At 43.6% G+C, this 16,607-nt stretch carries 16 protein-coding genes and 1 pseudogene; 10 read left to right on the forward strand and 7 right to left on the reverse strand.

The features are described from left to right. Positions 1 to 385 (forward strand): transposase (locus tag FTV14_RS14650; RefSeq protein WP_180054087.1); only part of this gene is annotated, 385 nt, incomplete at its 5' end. A 154-nt stretch (positions 386 to 539) separates the two neighbouring features. On the opposite strand, the gene dut is transcribed toward FTV14_RS14650, so the two are convergent. The 3 genes from dut to FTV14_RS14665 all read right to left on the reverse strand — a co-directional run bounded on the left by dut (position 540) and on the right by FTV14_RS14665 (position 3,886). Then, a complete protein-coding gene (gene dut / locus FTV14_RS14655; protein WP_004783254.1) occupies positions 540 to 992 on the reverse strand; it encodes a dUTP diphosphatase in 453 nt (150 codons plus the stop codon). Positions 993 to 1,057: 65 nt separating this feature from the next. After that, the gene (locus tag FTV14_RS14660; protein WP_180011379.1) at positions 1,058 to 3,097 is read right to left on the reverse strand and encodes a UvrD-helicase domain-containing protein; all 2,040 of its coding nucleotides are present in this window, start codon (positions 3,095 to 3,097) and stop codon (positions 1,058 to 1,060) included. A gap of 135 nt (positions 3,098 to 3,232) precedes the next feature. Further along, complete coding sequence (locus FTV14_RS14665; protein WP_159124472.1) at positions 3,233 to 3,886, reverse strand: OmpA family protein; 654 nt, start codon at positions 3,884 to 3,886, stop codon at positions 3,233 to 3,235. Positions 3,887 to 4,139: 253 nt separating this feature from the next. Between FTV14_RS14665 and FTV14_RS14670 the strand changes: the two genes are divergently transcribed. The 6 genes from FTV14_RS14670 (at position 4,140) to FTV14_RS14695 (ending at position 8,706) form a co-directional block, all read left to right on the forward strand. Beyond that, positions 4,140 to 5,066: an acyltransferase gene (locus tag FTV14_RS14670; RefSeq protein WP_180054088.1), complete on the forward strand. Its 927-nt coding sequence runs from the start codon at positions 4,140 to 4,142 to the stop codon at positions 5,064 to 5,066. 17 nt (positions 5,067 to 5,083) lie between these two features. Continuing rightward, positions 5,084 to 6,148 (forward strand): preprotein translocase subunit SecA, encoded by a 1,065-nt coding sequence (locus tag FTV14_RS14675; protein WP_180017039.1) that lies wholly within the window; start codon positions 5,084 to 5,086, stop codon positions 6,146 to 6,148. A 158-nt stretch (positions 6,149 to 6,306) separates the two neighbouring features. Continuing rightward, on the forward strand, positions 6,307 to 7,017 hold the full coding sequence (gene minC, locus FTV14_RS14680; RefSeq protein ID WP_180002419.1) for a septum site-determining protein MinC: 711 nt from the start codon (positions 6,307 to 6,309) through the stop codon (positions 7,015 to 7,017). A gap of 64 nt (positions 7,018 to 7,081) precedes the next feature. Beyond that, complete coding sequence (minD, locus tag FTV14_RS14685; RefSeq protein ID WP_166137968.1) at positions 7,082 to 7,894, forward strand: septum site-determining protein MinD; 813 nt, start codon at positions 7,082 to 7,084, stop codon at positions 7,892 to 7,894. Positions 7,895 to 7,896: 2 nt separating this feature from the next. Continuing rightward, the gene (gene minE / locus FTV14_RS14690) at positions 7,897 to 8,169 is read left to right on the forward strand and encodes a cell division topological specificity factor MinE (RefSeq protein WP_004783265.1); all 273 of its coding nucleotides are present in this window, start codon (positions 7,897 to 7,899) and stop codon (positions 8,167 to 8,169) included. Between the two features lie 249 nt (positions 8,170 to 8,418). Further along, positions 8,419 to 8,706, forward strand: a complete 288-nt coding sequence (locus tag FTV14_RS14695) for a PA4642 family protein (RefSeq protein WP_004783267.1) — start codon at positions 8,419 to 8,421, stop codon at positions 8,704 to 8,706. Positions 8,707 to 8,767: 61 nt separating this feature from the next. Here FTV14_RS14695 and FTV14_RS14700 read toward each other — a convergent pair whose 3' ends face one another. Further along, positions 8,768 to 11,818, reverse strand: a complete 3,051-nt coding sequence (locus FTV14_RS14700) for a DNA translocase FtsK (RefSeq protein WP_180011375.1) — start codon at positions 11,816 to 11,818, stop codon at positions 8,768 to 8,770. A 238-nt stretch (positions 11,819 to 12,056) separates the two neighbouring features. Here FTV14_RS14700 and trxB point away from each other — a divergent pair, with 238 nt between their 5' ends. The 3 genes from trxB (at position 12,057) to FTV14_RS14715 (ending at position 14,668) form a co-directional block, all read left to right on the forward strand. Beyond that, positions 12,057 to 13,016: a thioredoxin-disulfide reductase gene (trxB, locus tag FTV14_RS14705; RefSeq protein ID WP_180011373.1), complete on the forward strand. Its 960-nt coding sequence runs from the start codon at positions 12,057 to 12,059 to the stop codon at positions 13,014 to 13,016. Between the two features lie 83 nt (positions 13,017 to 13,099). Beyond that, positions 13,100 to 13,831: a leucyl/phenylalanyl-tRNA--protein transferase gene (gene aat, locus FTV14_RS14710; protein ID WP_034704429.1), complete on the forward strand. Its 732-nt coding sequence runs from the start codon at positions 13,100 to 13,102 to the stop codon at positions 13,829 to 13,831. 21 nt (positions 13,832 to 13,852) lie between these two features. Continuing rightward, a complete protein-coding gene (locus tag FTV14_RS14715) occupies positions 13,853 to 14,668 on the forward strand; it encodes an arginyltransferase (RefSeq protein ID WP_005234302.1) in 816 nt (271 codons plus the stop codon). A gap of 27 nt (positions 14,669 to 14,695) precedes the next feature. Here FTV14_RS14715 and rimI read toward each other — a convergent pair whose 3' ends face one another. From rimI to FTV14_RS14730, 3 genes and pseudogenes are all read right to left on the reverse strand, one after another. Beyond that, positions 14,696 to 15,154: a ribosomal protein S18-alanine N-acetyltransferase gene (rimI, locus tag FTV14_RS14720; RefSeq protein WP_179992881.1), complete on the reverse strand. Its 459-nt coding sequence runs from the start codon at positions 15,152 to 15,154 to the stop codon at positions 14,696 to 14,698. A 113-nt stretch (positions 15,155 to 15,267) separates the two neighbouring features. Further along, a complete protein-coding gene (locus FTV14_RS14725; protein WP_180054089.1) occupies positions 15,268 to 16,149 on the reverse strand; it encodes a metal-dependent hydrolase in 882 nt (293 codons plus the stop codon). Positions 16,150 to 16,383: 234 nt separating this feature from the next. Next, positions 16,384 to 16,607: pseudogene (locus FTV14_RS14730) on the reverse strand (elongation factor Tu); the annotation flags it as partial.

Here is a 16,607-nt window from a genome sequence, read left to right on the forward strand (position 1 = left end):
TTGTTCTGCTTTATCCAATGGACATTTGGCTGATATCAAAATGGTTGAGAGACTCGTTAAAGAGATGGAAGCAAAGTTGTATGGAGATCGTGGCTATATTAGTCAAGAACTGAAGAGTAGGTTGAAAAAGCAAGGTATTGATTTAATTACCTATCATCGAAAAAATATGCAGGCTATACAACTTTCTGAGTCAGATAAATATCACTTAAAACAGCGCAATAAGATAGAGGCTTTATTCAGTTTATTGAAAGGTCAGTACAATTTAGTGACAAGCAAAGCACGTAGTGTTCATGGATTTCTAGGAGGGATTTACGCGTCCTTGTGTGCATATCAACTGATCCATAAAAATAAGCCAACAATTCAAATTATGAAGTCATCGGCTTAAGCAGGATTCGGGTTATTTAAATATTTTTCATTGAAATAAAATTCAAGAATAAAGTTTATTAAATAGCTCTGTCATTTTTTTATTGTTTTTATGATTAAAACTCTAAAAAAAGATGACTTAACTCAAAACATCCAAGTTAAGTCATCCTTTAATTTTAGTTTTTACCAGTATGACCGAAACCGCCCGCGCCACGCTCGGTTGCTTCAAACTCATTCACCAGATCAAATTCGGCCTGTACCACAGGGACTAATACATATTGGGCTAAACGCTCACCAGGTTCCAGGCTAAATGCCGTCTGACTGCGGTTCCATACAGAAACCATCAGCTCGCCTTGGTAATCTGAATCGATCAAGCCAACCAGGTTACCTAAAACGATCCCGTGTTTATGACCTAAACCAGAACGTGGCAAGATCAAACCAGCAAATGCTGGATCTTCAATATAAATTGCCAAACCAGTTTTTACTAAAACTGTTTGACCCGGTTCAATCACAGTCGTTTCGTTGACACATGCACGAAGATCGAGTCCTGCTGAGCCAGTCGTTGCATAAGTCGGCAATGGCCATTCCTGACCTAGACGTGAATCAAGGACTTTCACCTGAACTTTCATGTATTTATTCCTGTTGTTTAATATCAAAAAATTTAAAGAATCAAAATCGTAGCGTTCTGTTACTTTTACCGTTTAATCAAGGCACGTAAATTATCCAGATAATGCTGAGCCTGCTGTTTTGGATCAATATTGCCTGCAAGTTTTTTCTTGCGGCCTAACCACTCCAGTTCATCTTCTGGCAGCTCATCCAGGAAGCGGCTTGGGGTCATCTGCTTCATCTGTCCACCCGCCTTACGCTGTTCCGCTAAGGTAATAGTCAAGCCCTGACGCGCACGAGTAATCCCCACGTACATTAGACGGCGTTCTTCCTCGACTGTTTCGGCAGCAATCGAGTTCTTATGTGGCAGAATTTCTTCTTCCAGTCCGATTAAGTAGACATAAGGGAATTCCAGACCTTTGGATGCATGCAAGGTCAGAAGGTTAACCTTATCGGTATCTTCTTCTTCCTGCTGCTGTTCCAGCATATCGAGAAGCACCATCTTACGGATGACACTTTCGATATTCTTTTCATCGACATCTTCTGCACGATTGATCAGACTTTGAATACTGCTATACAGCACTTCAATATTATCGAGCTTGGTTTTTTCCTGTGCCGGCGTCGCTGCGGATTCCTTGATATAGTCAATATAGCCTGCTTCAACCATCATCTGACGGATAATCGGTACAGGTTCATCGTCTTCCAGCAAGTTGCGGGTAAAGTTATTAATGAAATCTGAAAATTCTGCCAGTTGTGTGGTCGCTTTCTTTGGAATGACCATAGTTAAACGCTGATCGCCTGCCGCTGACAGTAGAGACAGATTATTTTCCTGGGCAAACAGACCGAGTTTTTCCAGCGTCACCGGGCCAATGGCACGTTTCGGTGTGTTAATAATCCGCAGGAAAGCGCTGTCATCTTCCGGGTTAATGATCAGACGCAGGTAACTCATAATGTCCTTAATCTCTGCACGCGCAAAGAAAGACTGACCGCCAGAGAGCTTGTAAGGAATCTGCATCTGGCGCAGCTGAGTTTCCAGAATACGTGCCTGGAAATTACCACGATACAGAATCGCGTAATCTTTCCAGTTTTTACCATTCATCAGCTTATGCGTGATCAGGTCTTTCACTACGCGTTCTGCTTCATCATCATCATTACGACAAGTGATGACCCGAATCACTTCACCATGGCCTTTATCTGACCAGAGCTTTTTATCAAAGATATGCGGGTTGTTGCCAATCACGGTATTGGCAGCTTTTAAAATACGACTGGTGGAACGATAGTTCTGTTCCAGCTTGATCACTTTCAGATTCGGGAAATCCTGTTGTAACAGTGCCATATTTTCTGGCTTGGCACCACGCCAGGCATAAATCGACTGATCATCATCCCCTACCGCAGTGAACTGGCCCATGACCCCGACCAGTAATTTCACCAAAATATACTGTGCAGTGTTGGTATCCTGATATTCGTCCACCAGCAGATAACGCACGCGGTTTTGCCATTTATCGCGAACTTCCGCATTTTCCTGCAGCAGGCGCGTTGGCATCACAATCAGGTCATCAAAGTCTACAGCGTTATAGGCACGCAGATTACGCTCATAAAGTTGGTATAAATGCGCGAACTGAACATCTTCCGGGGTTTCACAAGTCGTGTGAGCCTGTTCTGGTGGAATCAGATCGTTTTTCCAGTCCGAAATCACCTTCATGGCTTTAGCAATCAGTTCTTTGCTTTCTGCACCTGAAAGATTATCGCGATGCATCAGATCCATCAGAATCCGCTTACAGTCATCGGCATCCAGAATCGAGAAATTATTTTTTAGCGGTGTGTGTTTGAGTTCTAAACGTAATAAATTTAGACCAAAAGTATGGAAGGTCGAGACTGAAAGGCCTTTGGCTTCTTCTCGGGTCAGCAATTTGGTGACACGCTCTTTCATCTCACGTGCCGCCTTGTTGGTAAAGGTCATTGCCGTAATCCGGTGAGCCGGAATCCCGCAATGCTTGACCAAGTACGCGATTTTTCTTGTAATTACCGAGGTCTTGCCTGAACCCGCTCCCGCAAGTACTAACAAGGGTCCTTGAGTATATTTCATGGCTTCAAGTTGCTTGTCATTTAACTGACTGGCGAGTGACATATGGCTTCCTCTTCTAGATTCGGCTCCGATTATAGTCATCTCATGCCCAGATGCCTAATTGAAAATTCATTTTCCTGCGTCATCTTTCAGACATAAAAAAACCACCCGAAGGTGGTTTTTCTGCAAAATCAGTGATTACTGAACGGCATATACTGCGATTTCAACACGACGGTTTTGTTCTTTACCAGCCGCAGTTGAGTTGTCTGCGATCGGGTTCGCTGAACCAAGACCTTGTGCATTAATACGAGTACGTGCTACGCCTTGACCAGCAAGGTAGTTCGCAACAGATTGTGCACGTGCTTGAGACAATGGAATGTTGATTGAGTCATTACCAGTGCTGTCTGTATAACCAGTTACCAAGATACCGCTTTGGCTGTCTTCAGTCAGAACTTGGGCAACTTTATTCAATGTTGCATAGAAGTTTGGTTTGATGTTTGACTTGTTAGTGTCAAATGTAATCGCACCAGGCATTACCAAGTTGATTGAACCGTCTGGATTACGGTTTACATCTACACCAGTACCCGCAGTCGCTTGACGTAATTTTTTCTCTTTATTGTCAAGGTAAACACCCGCTGCACCACCAAGTACTGCACCAATTGCAGCTGCACGGTTGTTTTGACGGCTAGTATTGGCATTACTTTTAGAAATACCATAACCTGCAGCAGCACCAATTACTGTACCCAAAGCTGTTTTGTCGTACTCAACACCACCCAGGTTATTGCCAGTAGTTTGACAACCTGTAAGTGCTACTGCCCCTGCTACAGCTGCTGAAATTAATAGTGCACGCATTGCATGCCTCCTTTGTAGTGTAATTTGTATCTTAGGTCAGATAATGATTTAAAAATAATGGGATAACCATTGAATTTTTGTTAATAATAAATCTTTTAGTAATATTTTATAATGTTTATGTGTAACCAATTTCCTGAATTTCATCATAGTTTCTTCATAGTTTAACGATCGGACTTTTCTATTCGCTCAACTCCCTCTATATTGTTCAAAATGTGATGAAATTTAGACGATTATTCTCTGGGACTGTTTTTATATGTCATCTAAAAGCAAGCAACAAACGACTTTAAAAAAACTTACCCGTGGCCTCACGGTGACATCCGTCATGACTGGCAGTACTTTTTTTCATGGGCCACCTGTACTGGCTTTGGGGCTGACCAAACTTTTTAAGAAATCTTCTAAGATTGATGAAACCAATATCAAGATTACCAATAGCTGGTTAAGCGTAAATAACTGGCTGATTGACAATGTCCTAAAAAATACCAAATGGCAAATCAGCATTGACGAATCTCTGGATCTGAATATGCAGGGTCGTTATTTAATGACCTGTAATCATCAGAGCTGGGTGGATACCACGGTAAACCAGTATTTCGGTTTAACACGTATGCCTCTCACCCGCTTCTTTACAAAATGGGAACTAATTTTTATTCCATTTGTAGGTCAAGCCTTTAAAATTCTGGGCTTCCCGATGATGAAAAGGCATAGCAAGGAACAGATTGCCAAAAACCCTTCCCTGAAATATCGGGATATGGAAGAAGCACGTAAGGCATGTGAACAACTGGTTAGCCAGCCATTTACCTTGCTGAATTATCTGGAAGGTACACGTTTTACCCCAGAAAAGCATGAACAGCAAAAATCGCCTTATAAGCATTTGTTGAAGCCTAAGGCGGGCGGTCTCGCGCTGGCACTGAACATTCTGGGGGACAAAATTGATGCACTGGTGGATATGACTATTGTTTATCCTGACGGTGTGCCAGGTTATGGGGAATTCTGGTTAGGCGAAGTCCCGCGTATTGCCGTGAACTTGAGAAAAATTGACATTCCAGACTGGGTACTCGGCGGCAATTATGAAGATGATGCAGATTACCGTGCGCGTTTCCAGCAATGGGTAGACCAAATCTGGACTGAAAAAGACCAATTAATTGAGCAAATGCAGCAGAACCTGATTTCCGCTTCTGCCTGACATTTGCCAGAGAGACTATGAAGAACGACAACCCGGACCTCGTGTCCAGCTCATTTAAGTTTATTCGCAAAGGCACCTGGGGCTGGAAAATTGCACTGATTTATGACATTTTCATGATGGTTGTCATCATCATCAATTTGTTCTGTCTCTGTGCCAATGCCATTCTGATGAGCGATTTTGGGCACTGGTTGTTTGACTTCATTCGTCTGCCTGATGTCTTGCAGTTTTATAAAAGTGAATTACGTCCCTGGGTAATGATTACCGAGGGATGGTTTACCACCTTCCTGATTATTGAACTCATCGTTCGCTGGTTCATTGCCATTGTTATGCGCCACCATGCCCGCTGGTGGTTCTTTCCCTTTGTGCACTGGTATGAAATTTTATCCATCATCCCACAGCTACGTTTCCTGCGTTTGTTACGTGCAGTTGCGATTGGCTACAACCTGCATAGCCATGGATACAAAGTCATACCGGCAAGCTGGTATAGACGGGGTAATTTCTACTATAACCTGCTGATGGAAGAACTTTCGAGCCGTGTAGTATTGACGGTACTGGATGGCATTAAACGTGAACTCAGCACCAGCACATCACATAAACAATTAATTGATGATTTGGTGGAACATCACCGTAAATTACTGGCTGTTGCTTTGACAGATATCTTGCAAGAGTCTTTGGGCAAGGAATTACAGGCACAGCGCTTCATGATTTCAAAAAATGTTGGGCAAGTCGTCAATCAGGCCATTGAAGATACACCTGAACTCACTCAGCTTCTGCGTCTGATTCCCATTGTGGGCGGGCGACTGGAGCGACAGATCCAGAGTATTGGTCAACGTCTGGGAGAAAATATCACTCAAGGCCTGATCGATCCTTTTACACATAGTGGATCACAAGAAAACCCGACTTTTGCCATGATTTCAGATAAGATTAGCCAGATTCAGATTGAACATAATCCACATATTGATAAATTAGTCGAATCGGCTGTTTTTGAAACACTTGAAGCCATTCAAAAACAGGTCAAAGTAAAACAGTGGCAACAGATTTTAGAAGAACACGAACAAAATCAGGGCTCAATAGATAGATGAGTTTTCATTTGCAGACTCGGCTAAGATAAGCTGATTCTATTCGTATAAAAAAAATAACTTGGATCGCTAGAGAATTAACGAAATTTGTTCTAGGATTTGCACTATTTACAACATTGCTTCGACATAAAACAGCAAGTCAGAAGTATTAAGGAAAAATTATGGCTGACATACGGATAAAAGGCAGAATGGTCAATGCGCTACGCATTAGCCTCGATACCAATGATCATGATGCAATCCGCCAGCAACTGAAACCAAAATTACAAGCGGCTTTTCCGCCAGGCACATTGGCGGTGATTGAAAGTTCAGTCGATCAGGAACTGATTGCCCTGATCCAGTTACTGATTGATCTCGAAGTTCAGCCTATGGCAGTGACTGAAGGGATTCTGGGGGATCAGGCTCGTGCGATTCAGTTCCCTGTTCTGCCACCAGACCGTCAGTTACAGGAAATTAAGGCGACCAAAGAACAGGTCATGGAAGTCAAATCCGAATCTGCTGCTGACGATGAAAAAGCTGATGCAGCACCGATCGTCGCGCATGTGACTTCTTATCACGATGAAATTCTGCGCACCGGCCAATGCATTGTGCAGAATCAGGGTGACATTATTATTACGGCCGGAATAAACAGTGGTTCAGAAGTGATTGCTTCAGGCAATATCCATATTTATGGCAGCGCGCGTGGCCGTGTGATTGCAGGTGCGGGTGGCAATACTGCAGCGCGTATTTTCTGCCATGCGCTGGAGGCCGAACTGATTTCTATTGCAGGTACTTACTGTGTGGCCGACGACATTCCACCGAATGTTGTGAAAAAACCCGTGCATATTTACTTGAATGATCAACAAGAGCTTGTATTTGAAGCTCTACAATTTTAATGTATAAATAAACACCAAAAACCCCATTTTATAGGGGATTTGAACCATAACAGGAGTGGATTCGGTGGCGAAAATTGTTGTCGTAACATCAGGCAAAGGTGGCGTAGGTAAGACTACAACAAGTGCATCTTTTGCAACAGGTTTAGCCCTACGTGGCCACAAAACTGTGGTAATCGATTTTGATGTAGGCTTGCGTAACCTTGATTTGATTATGGGCTGTGAACGCCGTGTAGTATATGATTTTGTAAATGTTCTCAATAACGAAGCACGATTACAACAAGCACTGATTCGCGATAAAGATATTGAAAATTTATATATTTTACCTGCTTCACAAACACGTGATAAAGATGCTTTAACTGATGAAGGCGTAGAACGTGTAATGGATGAGCTTTCACAGGAATTTGATTATATCGTGTGTGACTCACCTGCAGGTATTGAACGTGGTGCCATTTTAGCCATGTACCATGCAGATGAAGCTATCATTGTGACTAACCCTGAAATTTCTTCAGTACGTGACTCTGACCGCATCATTGGCATGCTAGACAGCAAAACTAAAAAAGTAGAACAAAACGAAGGTCGCATCCGTAAACACCTGTGTATTACCCGTTTCAATCCGGAACGTGCCGATAAACAGGAAATGTTAACGATTGACGATATTTCTAAAGATATTTTACGTGTTCCAACCTTAGGGGTTATTCCTGAGTGTCCAAGCGTTCTACAGGCATCGAATGAAGGTAAACCAGTGATTCACTTTACCGAATCTGCCGCAGGTCAGGCTTATGATGACCTTGTAGCACGTTTCCTGGGTGAAGAGCGCCCTTACCGTCATATCGAAGTAAAACCTAAGGGCTGGTTAGCACGATTATTTGGAGCGTAAACATGGCTGGATTCTGGAGTAAACTTTTTAGTAGCGAGGATAAACCATCAAGCGCACAAACCGCGAAAGACCGTTTGAAAGTCATTGTTGCTTCTGAACAGGGTTTGGGGCGCCGTTTGAGTCAGGATAAAATTGACCAGATGAAGACAGAAATCATGCAAGTGGTCAATCGCTACGTCCGTGGGGTTGATGAACAGCACATTCAGATGCAGGTACGTTCTGAAGCAAATATTGAAATGCTTGAAATGAATATCAATTTACCTGAAGAGCGATAATCTGAATTTTGATTAGTCAAGTAAATTGATTCAAGGCAAAATATGAGCCTCAACAAAGCGCCGCTTTGTTGAGACGCAAGACCAGAAGCTTGGCTTCGCGTAGACTTGATAGTAATTAGTATTTTTTTTACCTCATCTCAAAACGTGAAGTGATACTTCGAATAGACAAAGTGCATGATAAGACTTTGCCTCTTGCGAACTCATATTTTGCCTTTTTTCATGCCGAAGAATTACATCAAGGAGATTGCGATGGCATTATCTCAACCAGCGACCTTTAACGAAGAATGGTCAGATGAGCGTGTATATGCCTACCTGAATCAGCTTCCTCCTGCAGGCGTCAATGCAGATTTTCATGTGCTTTATCATGCATTCAAGCATATGCGCCCTTTTGATTATGAACGCCTGCTAACCAAATTTGTCGCAGACGGTCGCGATCTTAACGCCACCAATCCGGAAGGACAGCGCATTCATGACGTGATTGCCACTTATCCGCGTCAAAGTGCCGAGTTCCTCGCAGTATTAGAAAAATTTGCATAAGTTGTAATGCATAAAAAAGCCTGCTTAAAGCAGGCTTTTTTAATCGCTAGAGATTCTGGATTTAAACCAAGATCTCACGCTTCCCATTGGCACCCATTGAGCTGACAATGCCATTTTCTTCCATCTGGTCAATGATCCGTGCAGCACGGTTATAACCCAGACTGAACTTACGCTGCAAAGATGAAGTTGATGCTTTGCGGGTTTCCAAAACAAAAGCCACACACTGATCATACAGCGCATCTCGATCAGATCCACCATCTCCACCATCCTCAAAGCCGCGACTAGACGGTTCTTCATCAAATGGAGTCAGGATCTCATCCACATAGTTAGGCGCCCCACGTTCACGCCATGCATCACAGATCCGGTTCACTTCATCATCGGCAATAAAGGCACCGTGTACGCGCTCTGGCTCAATTTTACCCGGGCCAAGGAACAGCATATCACCATGACCGAGCAGATCTTCTGCACCACCTGCATCGAGAATGGTACGTGAGTCGATTTTCGAGTTCACACGAAGTGCGACACGTGTCGGAATATTCGCCTTGATCAGACCAGTGATCACATCTACTGAGGGACGCTGAGTTGCCAGTAACAGGTGAATACCGGCAGCACGGGATTTTTGTGCCAGACGGGTAATCATCTCTTCAGCTTTCTTACCGACCTGCATGATCATATCCGCGAACTCATCGGCAACAATCACAATCGATGGCAATGGCGTTAAGCGCGGTGCACGTTCCCCTGCGACTGATTCACTCGCTTTCCAGGTTGGATCAAATAGCTCTTCACCATTGGCAAGCGCCTCTTCTACCTTACGGTTATAGTCGCTGAGCTTACGAATTTTCAGGAAAGACATCAGTTTGTAACGACGTTCCATTTCATTCACACACCAGTTCAAGGCACTGACTGCATCTTTCATATCGGTCACAACTGGGGTTAACAGGTGTGGAATATCGTTATAGTTGGCCAATTCAAGCTGTTTCGGATCGATCAGGATCAGGCGTAACTGGTCTGGTGTGTACTTCAATAGCATCGATAGAATCATCGAGTTAACCGCCACCGACTTACCAGAACCCGTAGTCCCTGCTACCAGCATATGCGGTGCTTTACCCAGTTCAGTAATCACCGGATTGCCTGAAATATCCTTACCCATGGCCATCGACAAAATGCCATCTGGATCATTGAATTTTGGAATTTGTACCAGTTCAATCAAACGCACCATTTCACGGCTACTGTTCGGAACTTCAATGCCGATATAAGGCTTACCTGGAATAACTTCGACTACACGTACTGAAGCCATTGACATCGAACGAGCCAAGTCACGTGAAATATTAGTGACTTTGGAAGCTTTCACACCAGGCGCAAGGTCCAGTTCAAAACGGGTCACGACTGGGCCTGGCTGAGCCTCGACCACTTTGGCTTTAACGTTAAATTCCTGAAGCTTGATTTCCAGAAGTTCTGATAAACGGGATAATTGCTCTTCAGTGAAATTCACTTTTTTGTTCGGATCGACTTTATCCAGCAATTCCAGACCCGGCAATGGTGACAGGTCTTTACGGCGCTCAGCGACCTGCATGGCTCGTGACATTGGACGACCAGCGGCATCGGTCAGTGGCGCATCGAAGTCAAACTCGTCTTCATCCTGAGGCTTACCGGCAGTTTCATGCCAAGCTTCAATAAATTCTTCTTTGGACAATGCTTCCCGAACTGCTGCATTGGTCGCTGCGGTTTGAGCTGCTGTCTCTACACGCTGAATCGGTGCTTGAACAAAAGCAGAAGATTGGGCATAACTTGATGCACGTACAGGTGCAGGTTTTGGTTCATCAGCTTCAACCAGTAAATCGTCCAGATCCTCAAAGTCCGCTTCCAGGCTGGTATTTTTAATCGCATGTGCAGCCATAAGTGGAGCAGCCGCAGTTGAGCTGATTGTTCCAGCATCTTCTACAATTCTGAGGGATTTTTCAGCTGCTGCTGAATTGAACGGGGTATGCACATCCGTTGCGGTTTTACCTTGCGGGACTGCGGCCAATAACTCATCAAAAATTTCATCATCATCCCAGTCCAGATTATTCTTGGCGGTAGATGATGATGTCACTTCATGAGCATTGTGATTCGTTGACGCAGCTGCAAATGCATCAGGAGAAAAATCAGCTTGCTCTTCTTCTGCAGCTTTAAGCAAAGCATCGATATCCTGCTTGTGACGCTGGTCTTCATTGGAATGTAACGCACGCCACACCTCCCCTGTTGCCACCACACGATCCGGCTCTACTGTTCGCGGTGCTTGTTCCTGAACAGGTTCTGAAGCTGATGTCTGTACAGGTTCAGAAATATCTTCTTCATAGTGGTGAGGCTGGTGCGATTCTTTATCTGCAAAATCCTCAAACAGGCGTTCAGCGACATGATCGCGAACTACAGGGTCGACTTCTACCAGATCATGCTCAGGTGCGGCAGTGACTGGTACTGTCACTTTTTTGGCAGCTGCTTTTACCGCTTCTTTTTTAATTACAGGTGCGGTACGGTCAAAATCAGACATACCTTCTGGCACATTACGGTAGAACAGGTCTTGCAGATAAGCAGGTGTTGCCTTGAGACTGCTCCAGGTCTTGTTCCATTTCACACCAAATGCCAAGGTAAACAGAACCACCCAAAGCACCAGCAAGAAAAAAGCTGCGCCATAGACAGTTAGTAATTGTTCAAGACTTTGGCCCAGTTCATAGCCAATGATCCCGCCTGAAGAATTATCCAGCGTATCGGCTGGAACTTGCCAGAACAGGAACAGCAACGCCGATGTAGTCAATAACAGGAAGAATTGGGCAGCATAGCGGAATGGACGGTTCAGGAAGCTGCGCGGCCACCAGACCTGGATTGCTTCCATAAACAGATACACAGGGATCAGCAGGCTTGCCCAACCGAGAAAACCAAATAACAGGTCTGAAATCCAGGCCCCTGCAACCCCACTGGCATTTGAAACTGTCTGCGTATCACTAGAGATATGCATCCACCCCGGATCAAATGGTGTATAGGTCACTGTTGCAAGAAACAGATAAATCCCAAATGAGACTAAAAATAATGTCATTACTAAGCGCTGTGCATAGGCACTCGACACCGCTGTCATATACTGTCCTGTAACCAATTCTTCATGAATATTCTTTTGCTGGTATGCTTCAAAAAAAGCGTCGCAATAAAATGCATATTATGCACCTGTTGCATCAAAAAAGATGCATTATTGTGTACTTCTTCTATATAGCCCAAATCGATTTCGATGATCAATAATATCGACTTTAATCTCACACCACTGTTATACAGTTTCACGTATAATTCAATAAATTTCTAAATAAAAAAGGATACAGCGAATGAGCGCACGTCACTCACGACTGATTATTTTAGGTTCTGGCCCTGCTGGCTATAGCGCAGCAGTCTATGCAGCGCGTGCAAACTTAAAACCGACCCTGATTGCAGGTCTGCAACTGGGTGGTCAATTAACCACAACGACTGAAGTAGATAACTGGCCTGGCGATCCTGAAGGTCTGACTGGTCCAGCTTTAATGGAACGTATGCAGGCTCATGCAGAACGTTTTGGTACTGAAATTGTTTATGATCATATCAATGAAGTTGACCTTAACGTTCGTCCATTCGTCCTGAAAGGCGATATGGAAGAGTTCACTTGTGATGCCCTGATCATTTGTACTGGTGCAACTGCGCAATACCTGGGTCTGGAATCAGAAGCTACATTTATGGGTCAAGGCGTGAGCGCTTGTGCAACCTGTGACGGTTTCTTCTATAAAGAACAAAAAGTGATGGTTGTGGGCGGTGGTAATACCGCTGTTGAAGAAGCGTTATATCTCTCTAACATCGCTTCTCATGTGACCCTAGTTCATCGTCGTGATACGTTGCGTTCTGAAAAAATCCTGCAAGACCATCTTTTTGAAAAAGAAAAAGAAGGCAAAATCAGCATTATCTGGAATCATCAGGTAGAAGAAGTGTTGGGTGATACCACTGGCGTCACTGCGGTACGTTTAAAATCAACTCAAGATGATTCAACTCAGGACGTTGAAGTATCAGGTCTATTTGTTGCTATTGGTCATAAACCAAATAGCACTATGTTCGAAGGCCAGCTAGAACTGCGTGATGGTTATATTCAGGTTCAAAGTGGTACCGCAGGGAATGCCACCCAAACCTCTATCCCGGGTGTATTCGCTGCAGGCGATATCGCAGACAGTATCTACCGTCAGGCGATTACTTCTGCAGGTTCAGGCTGTATGGCGGCACTGGATGCAGAAAAATATCTCGATGCCATGGGTAAATTAGACTAAGCAGCGAAAATAAAAAGACCGTCCATCATGGGCGGTTTTTTTATGTATGATAAAAACAGTCTATTTCAAGATCAGGGTTCTGCATGCATCTTCTTCCTCCTTCACAGTACATTTTCCCCAATCCTGAAGAAGCAGATCTTGAGGGTGAAGGCCTGATTTGTATCGGTGCAGACCTCTCCCCTTCTACTTTGTATGAGGCCTATACCCATGGTCTCTTCCCCTGGTTTTCTGAAGGTGATCCGATCTGCTGGTGGAGTCCGGAACCACGCTGTATTATTCGGCCAGAAGATTATCATCCAAGTAAATCCCTGCTTCGAAGCATGAAAAAACAGGATTATAAAATTACGGTGAATCATGCTTTTGAAAGAGTCATCCGTTCCTGCTCATTGCCTCGCGCTTATGCAGATGAGACCTGGATTAGTGAAGAGATCATTCAAGGTTATTGCGACCTGTTTAATGCGGGTTATGGTTATAGTATTGAGGTTTGGGATGAAGATCGCCTAGTAGGTGGACTCTATGGGGTGACTATCGGCAAGGGCTGTTTCGGTGAATCCATGTTTAGCACCCAGACCGATGTTTCTAAAATGGCTTTCTATGCCCTGATGCTGATTGGCAGAGAAAATCAGCTGCCCTGGATTGACTGTCAATTGGTGAATGATCACTTGATGAGTCTAGGTGCCTGTACAATTTCTCGCCATACATATCTTAAATCGTTACAAGATGTGATAAAACAGCCTGCGATCAATTGGAAAAAGTATCAAGACGGTGTATTTTCAAGTAAAACAATAGCGCAGTCTGCGCGATTAAGTGAATGAAAATAACAGAGGGCACTTGTTATGAACTCTTATCAACCACAGTCCCTACTGAACGATTTACAGTATTATATTACGCCGCCGCATGACTGTAGCTATCTGCCCAACAAGTCCGCGCGCATGGTTTTTCTTGATCCAGCGCACCGTATTGATGTAGTGACGCTGTCCGAGCTTTCTCGTACCGGTTTCCGTCGTAGTGGTGATTTTGTCTATCGGCCTGAATGCCACCTGTGCCGTCAATGTTTATCTTCACGTATTCCTGTTCATGAATTCCAAATGAACAGCTCGCAAAAAAAAGCCTGGAAACGTAATCAGGATTTGACGGTTAAAATTACCCATCCTGAACAGGCCACAGATATACATTACGCCCTCTATGAACGTTATATTAATGAACGTCATGCAGATGGTGATATGTATCCACCTAGCCGTGACCAGTTCGAAAAGTTTTTACTGCAAAGCTGTACCGATAGTTTCTTTCTGGAATTATGGAAAGATGACCGTCTCATCAGTGTATCGACTTGTGACCTGCTCGATGATGGCGTTTCAGCGGTGTATACTTTCTTTGATCCTGATGAGAACCGCCGTTCCCTTGGTGCCTTTGCGATTCTGAAACAGATTGAGCACACTCAAAAACTTGGCTTACAGTTTGTTTATCTGGGCTACTGGGTGCCACATTCAGCCAAAATGAACTACAAGTCTCAATACCTGCCACTTGAATTATTGATTGACGGGCAATGGCGCCGATTAAACCGCACCCTTACCCCTGTGGAGATTGAACATCTGGGAAACTCCTTGATGACGACCTTGCCTAGCGGATGGAATAATCCCATCATCAAGTAATTTAGTCGTCAAATAAGAGCTGGAATATTATTTAAACAGGCTGGCAAAATCATCAGTACAGGACTTCACCATAATAATGGCATGTTCCCGAGTGCCATTCGTATTCGGATAATAGTTCTTGCGCAGATCAATCTGATGAAAACCGGTTTTTTCATACAGTTTAATTGCAGCAGTATTGCTTTCCCGTACTTCCAGAAAGATTTGTACTGGACTATTTTTCAATAATGCAATTGAGGCATCTAGCAACTGATAACCTAAACCTTTGCCCTGTTGCGCAGGATCAATTGCCATCAGTAATAAATTGGCTTCATCCAACACCGGCTGTAAAATGCAGAACCCTACGACTTGCCCTGCTTGTTCAATCACAGTGCTTTGATAGGCAGTAACAGCATCTTCAAATTGTTTAAAGGTCCAGGGATGGGATTGTACTTTGGTTTCAATCTTGGCAACGGCTGGTACATCCGCAGCTTGCATCAAACGAATCATCTTCGTTCATCTTATCTAGAATTAACCTCCGCATTATAGAAACTTTATTTAAAAAATCGAGCAAAAAAAAGAGCAACTTAGGTTGCTCTTCAGTCTTTTAATCTAGTTTTAAATTAAAGGCCCAGTTTTTGTTTCCAGCTTTGTAATAAGCTATGGGTGTCATGATCATTTGGATGAAAACCAGGTTTAAAGTACATCAGCATTTCTTTACCCATACCGGTAATAATTCCTTTAGATGGGCTATAACCATAAGTATAGATTTCTTTTAAAGCTCCAAGACTTAACTGACGGTCTTCTTTCAATAAACGCAATACGAAGTAGCTTTGTACAAAGAATAGCGTGACCATCGCTGCAACCAGTGAAGTGGTACGCAGTAGATAAGATTTTAAACCTTTACCGAAAACACCTTCGAATACATCATAGGCCACGGCCTTATGTTCATTCTCTTCAATTGCATGCCAGAGCCACATGGTTTTCATGGTGTCATCTTTCATCAGTTCCTGAATATGCTGATTGGTCAGTAACTGAGATGCAATGGTCGCAGTAAAATGTTCTAGTGCAGTCGTCGCAGTGAGGTCGACCATTTCCTGGGTAATACCAACTGGCTTACCGACTGCCGCAAAGATTTTGCGTGCAGTTTGAATGACTCGGTCAGTATAATGATCTAGCGTATCAACATCATGGCCATGGCGTTGCGCTGAGGCATTAAAGCCAACATGTTCCTGGGTATGCATGGCTTCCTGACCAATAAAGGCAGAAATTTCTTTTTGCAATGCTTCATTGTCTTTAATTGCTGGGTGCTGACGTACAGCGCGAACAGAATCAATAAAGAATTTTTCGCCTGCCGGGAATAATGCAGAGAGTGCAGTCATAAAGTGAGTCAGTCCTGCTGAACCATTCATCCAGTATTCTGGCACTTGATCAAAATCAAAACTCATACGACGTACCGGAAAACTTGCGCCTGCACGATTGGTAATTTTCACTTGAGCATTCATACACTTACTCCCATCAGTTCTATATAGAGCTGAAATCTAATTATTAAAATTCTTATAGTTATATTACTGCGTTGAATTTTTCACATAAGGGTAGATAAGGTCAGTGAAATATCACTTAAGGACAGCTTGTAAATATATTGTTAGACAATTTAAATATGCTTGAAAATGAGTAGGTTGAATTTACAGATATAAAAAAAGCGTCCCAAAGGGACGCTTTTTTCACACAATCAGCGATTATGCAGTTACTTTAGCAACTACACCAGCACCAACTGTACGACCACCCTCACGGATCGCAAAACGTAGACCTGGGTCCATTGCGATTGGGTGAATTAGTTCTACTGACATTTCTACGTTGTCACCAGGCATAACCATTTCAACGCCTTCTTTCAAAGAAATCGCGCCAGTTACGTCAGTTGTACGGAAGTAGAACTGTGGACGGTAACCGTTAAGGAATGGAG

Source organism: Acinetobacter sp. YH12236 (assembly GCF_013417645.1).
Taxonomy (GTDB): Bacteria; Pseudomonadota; Gammaproteobacteria; order Pseudomonadales; family Moraxellaceae; genus Acinetobacter.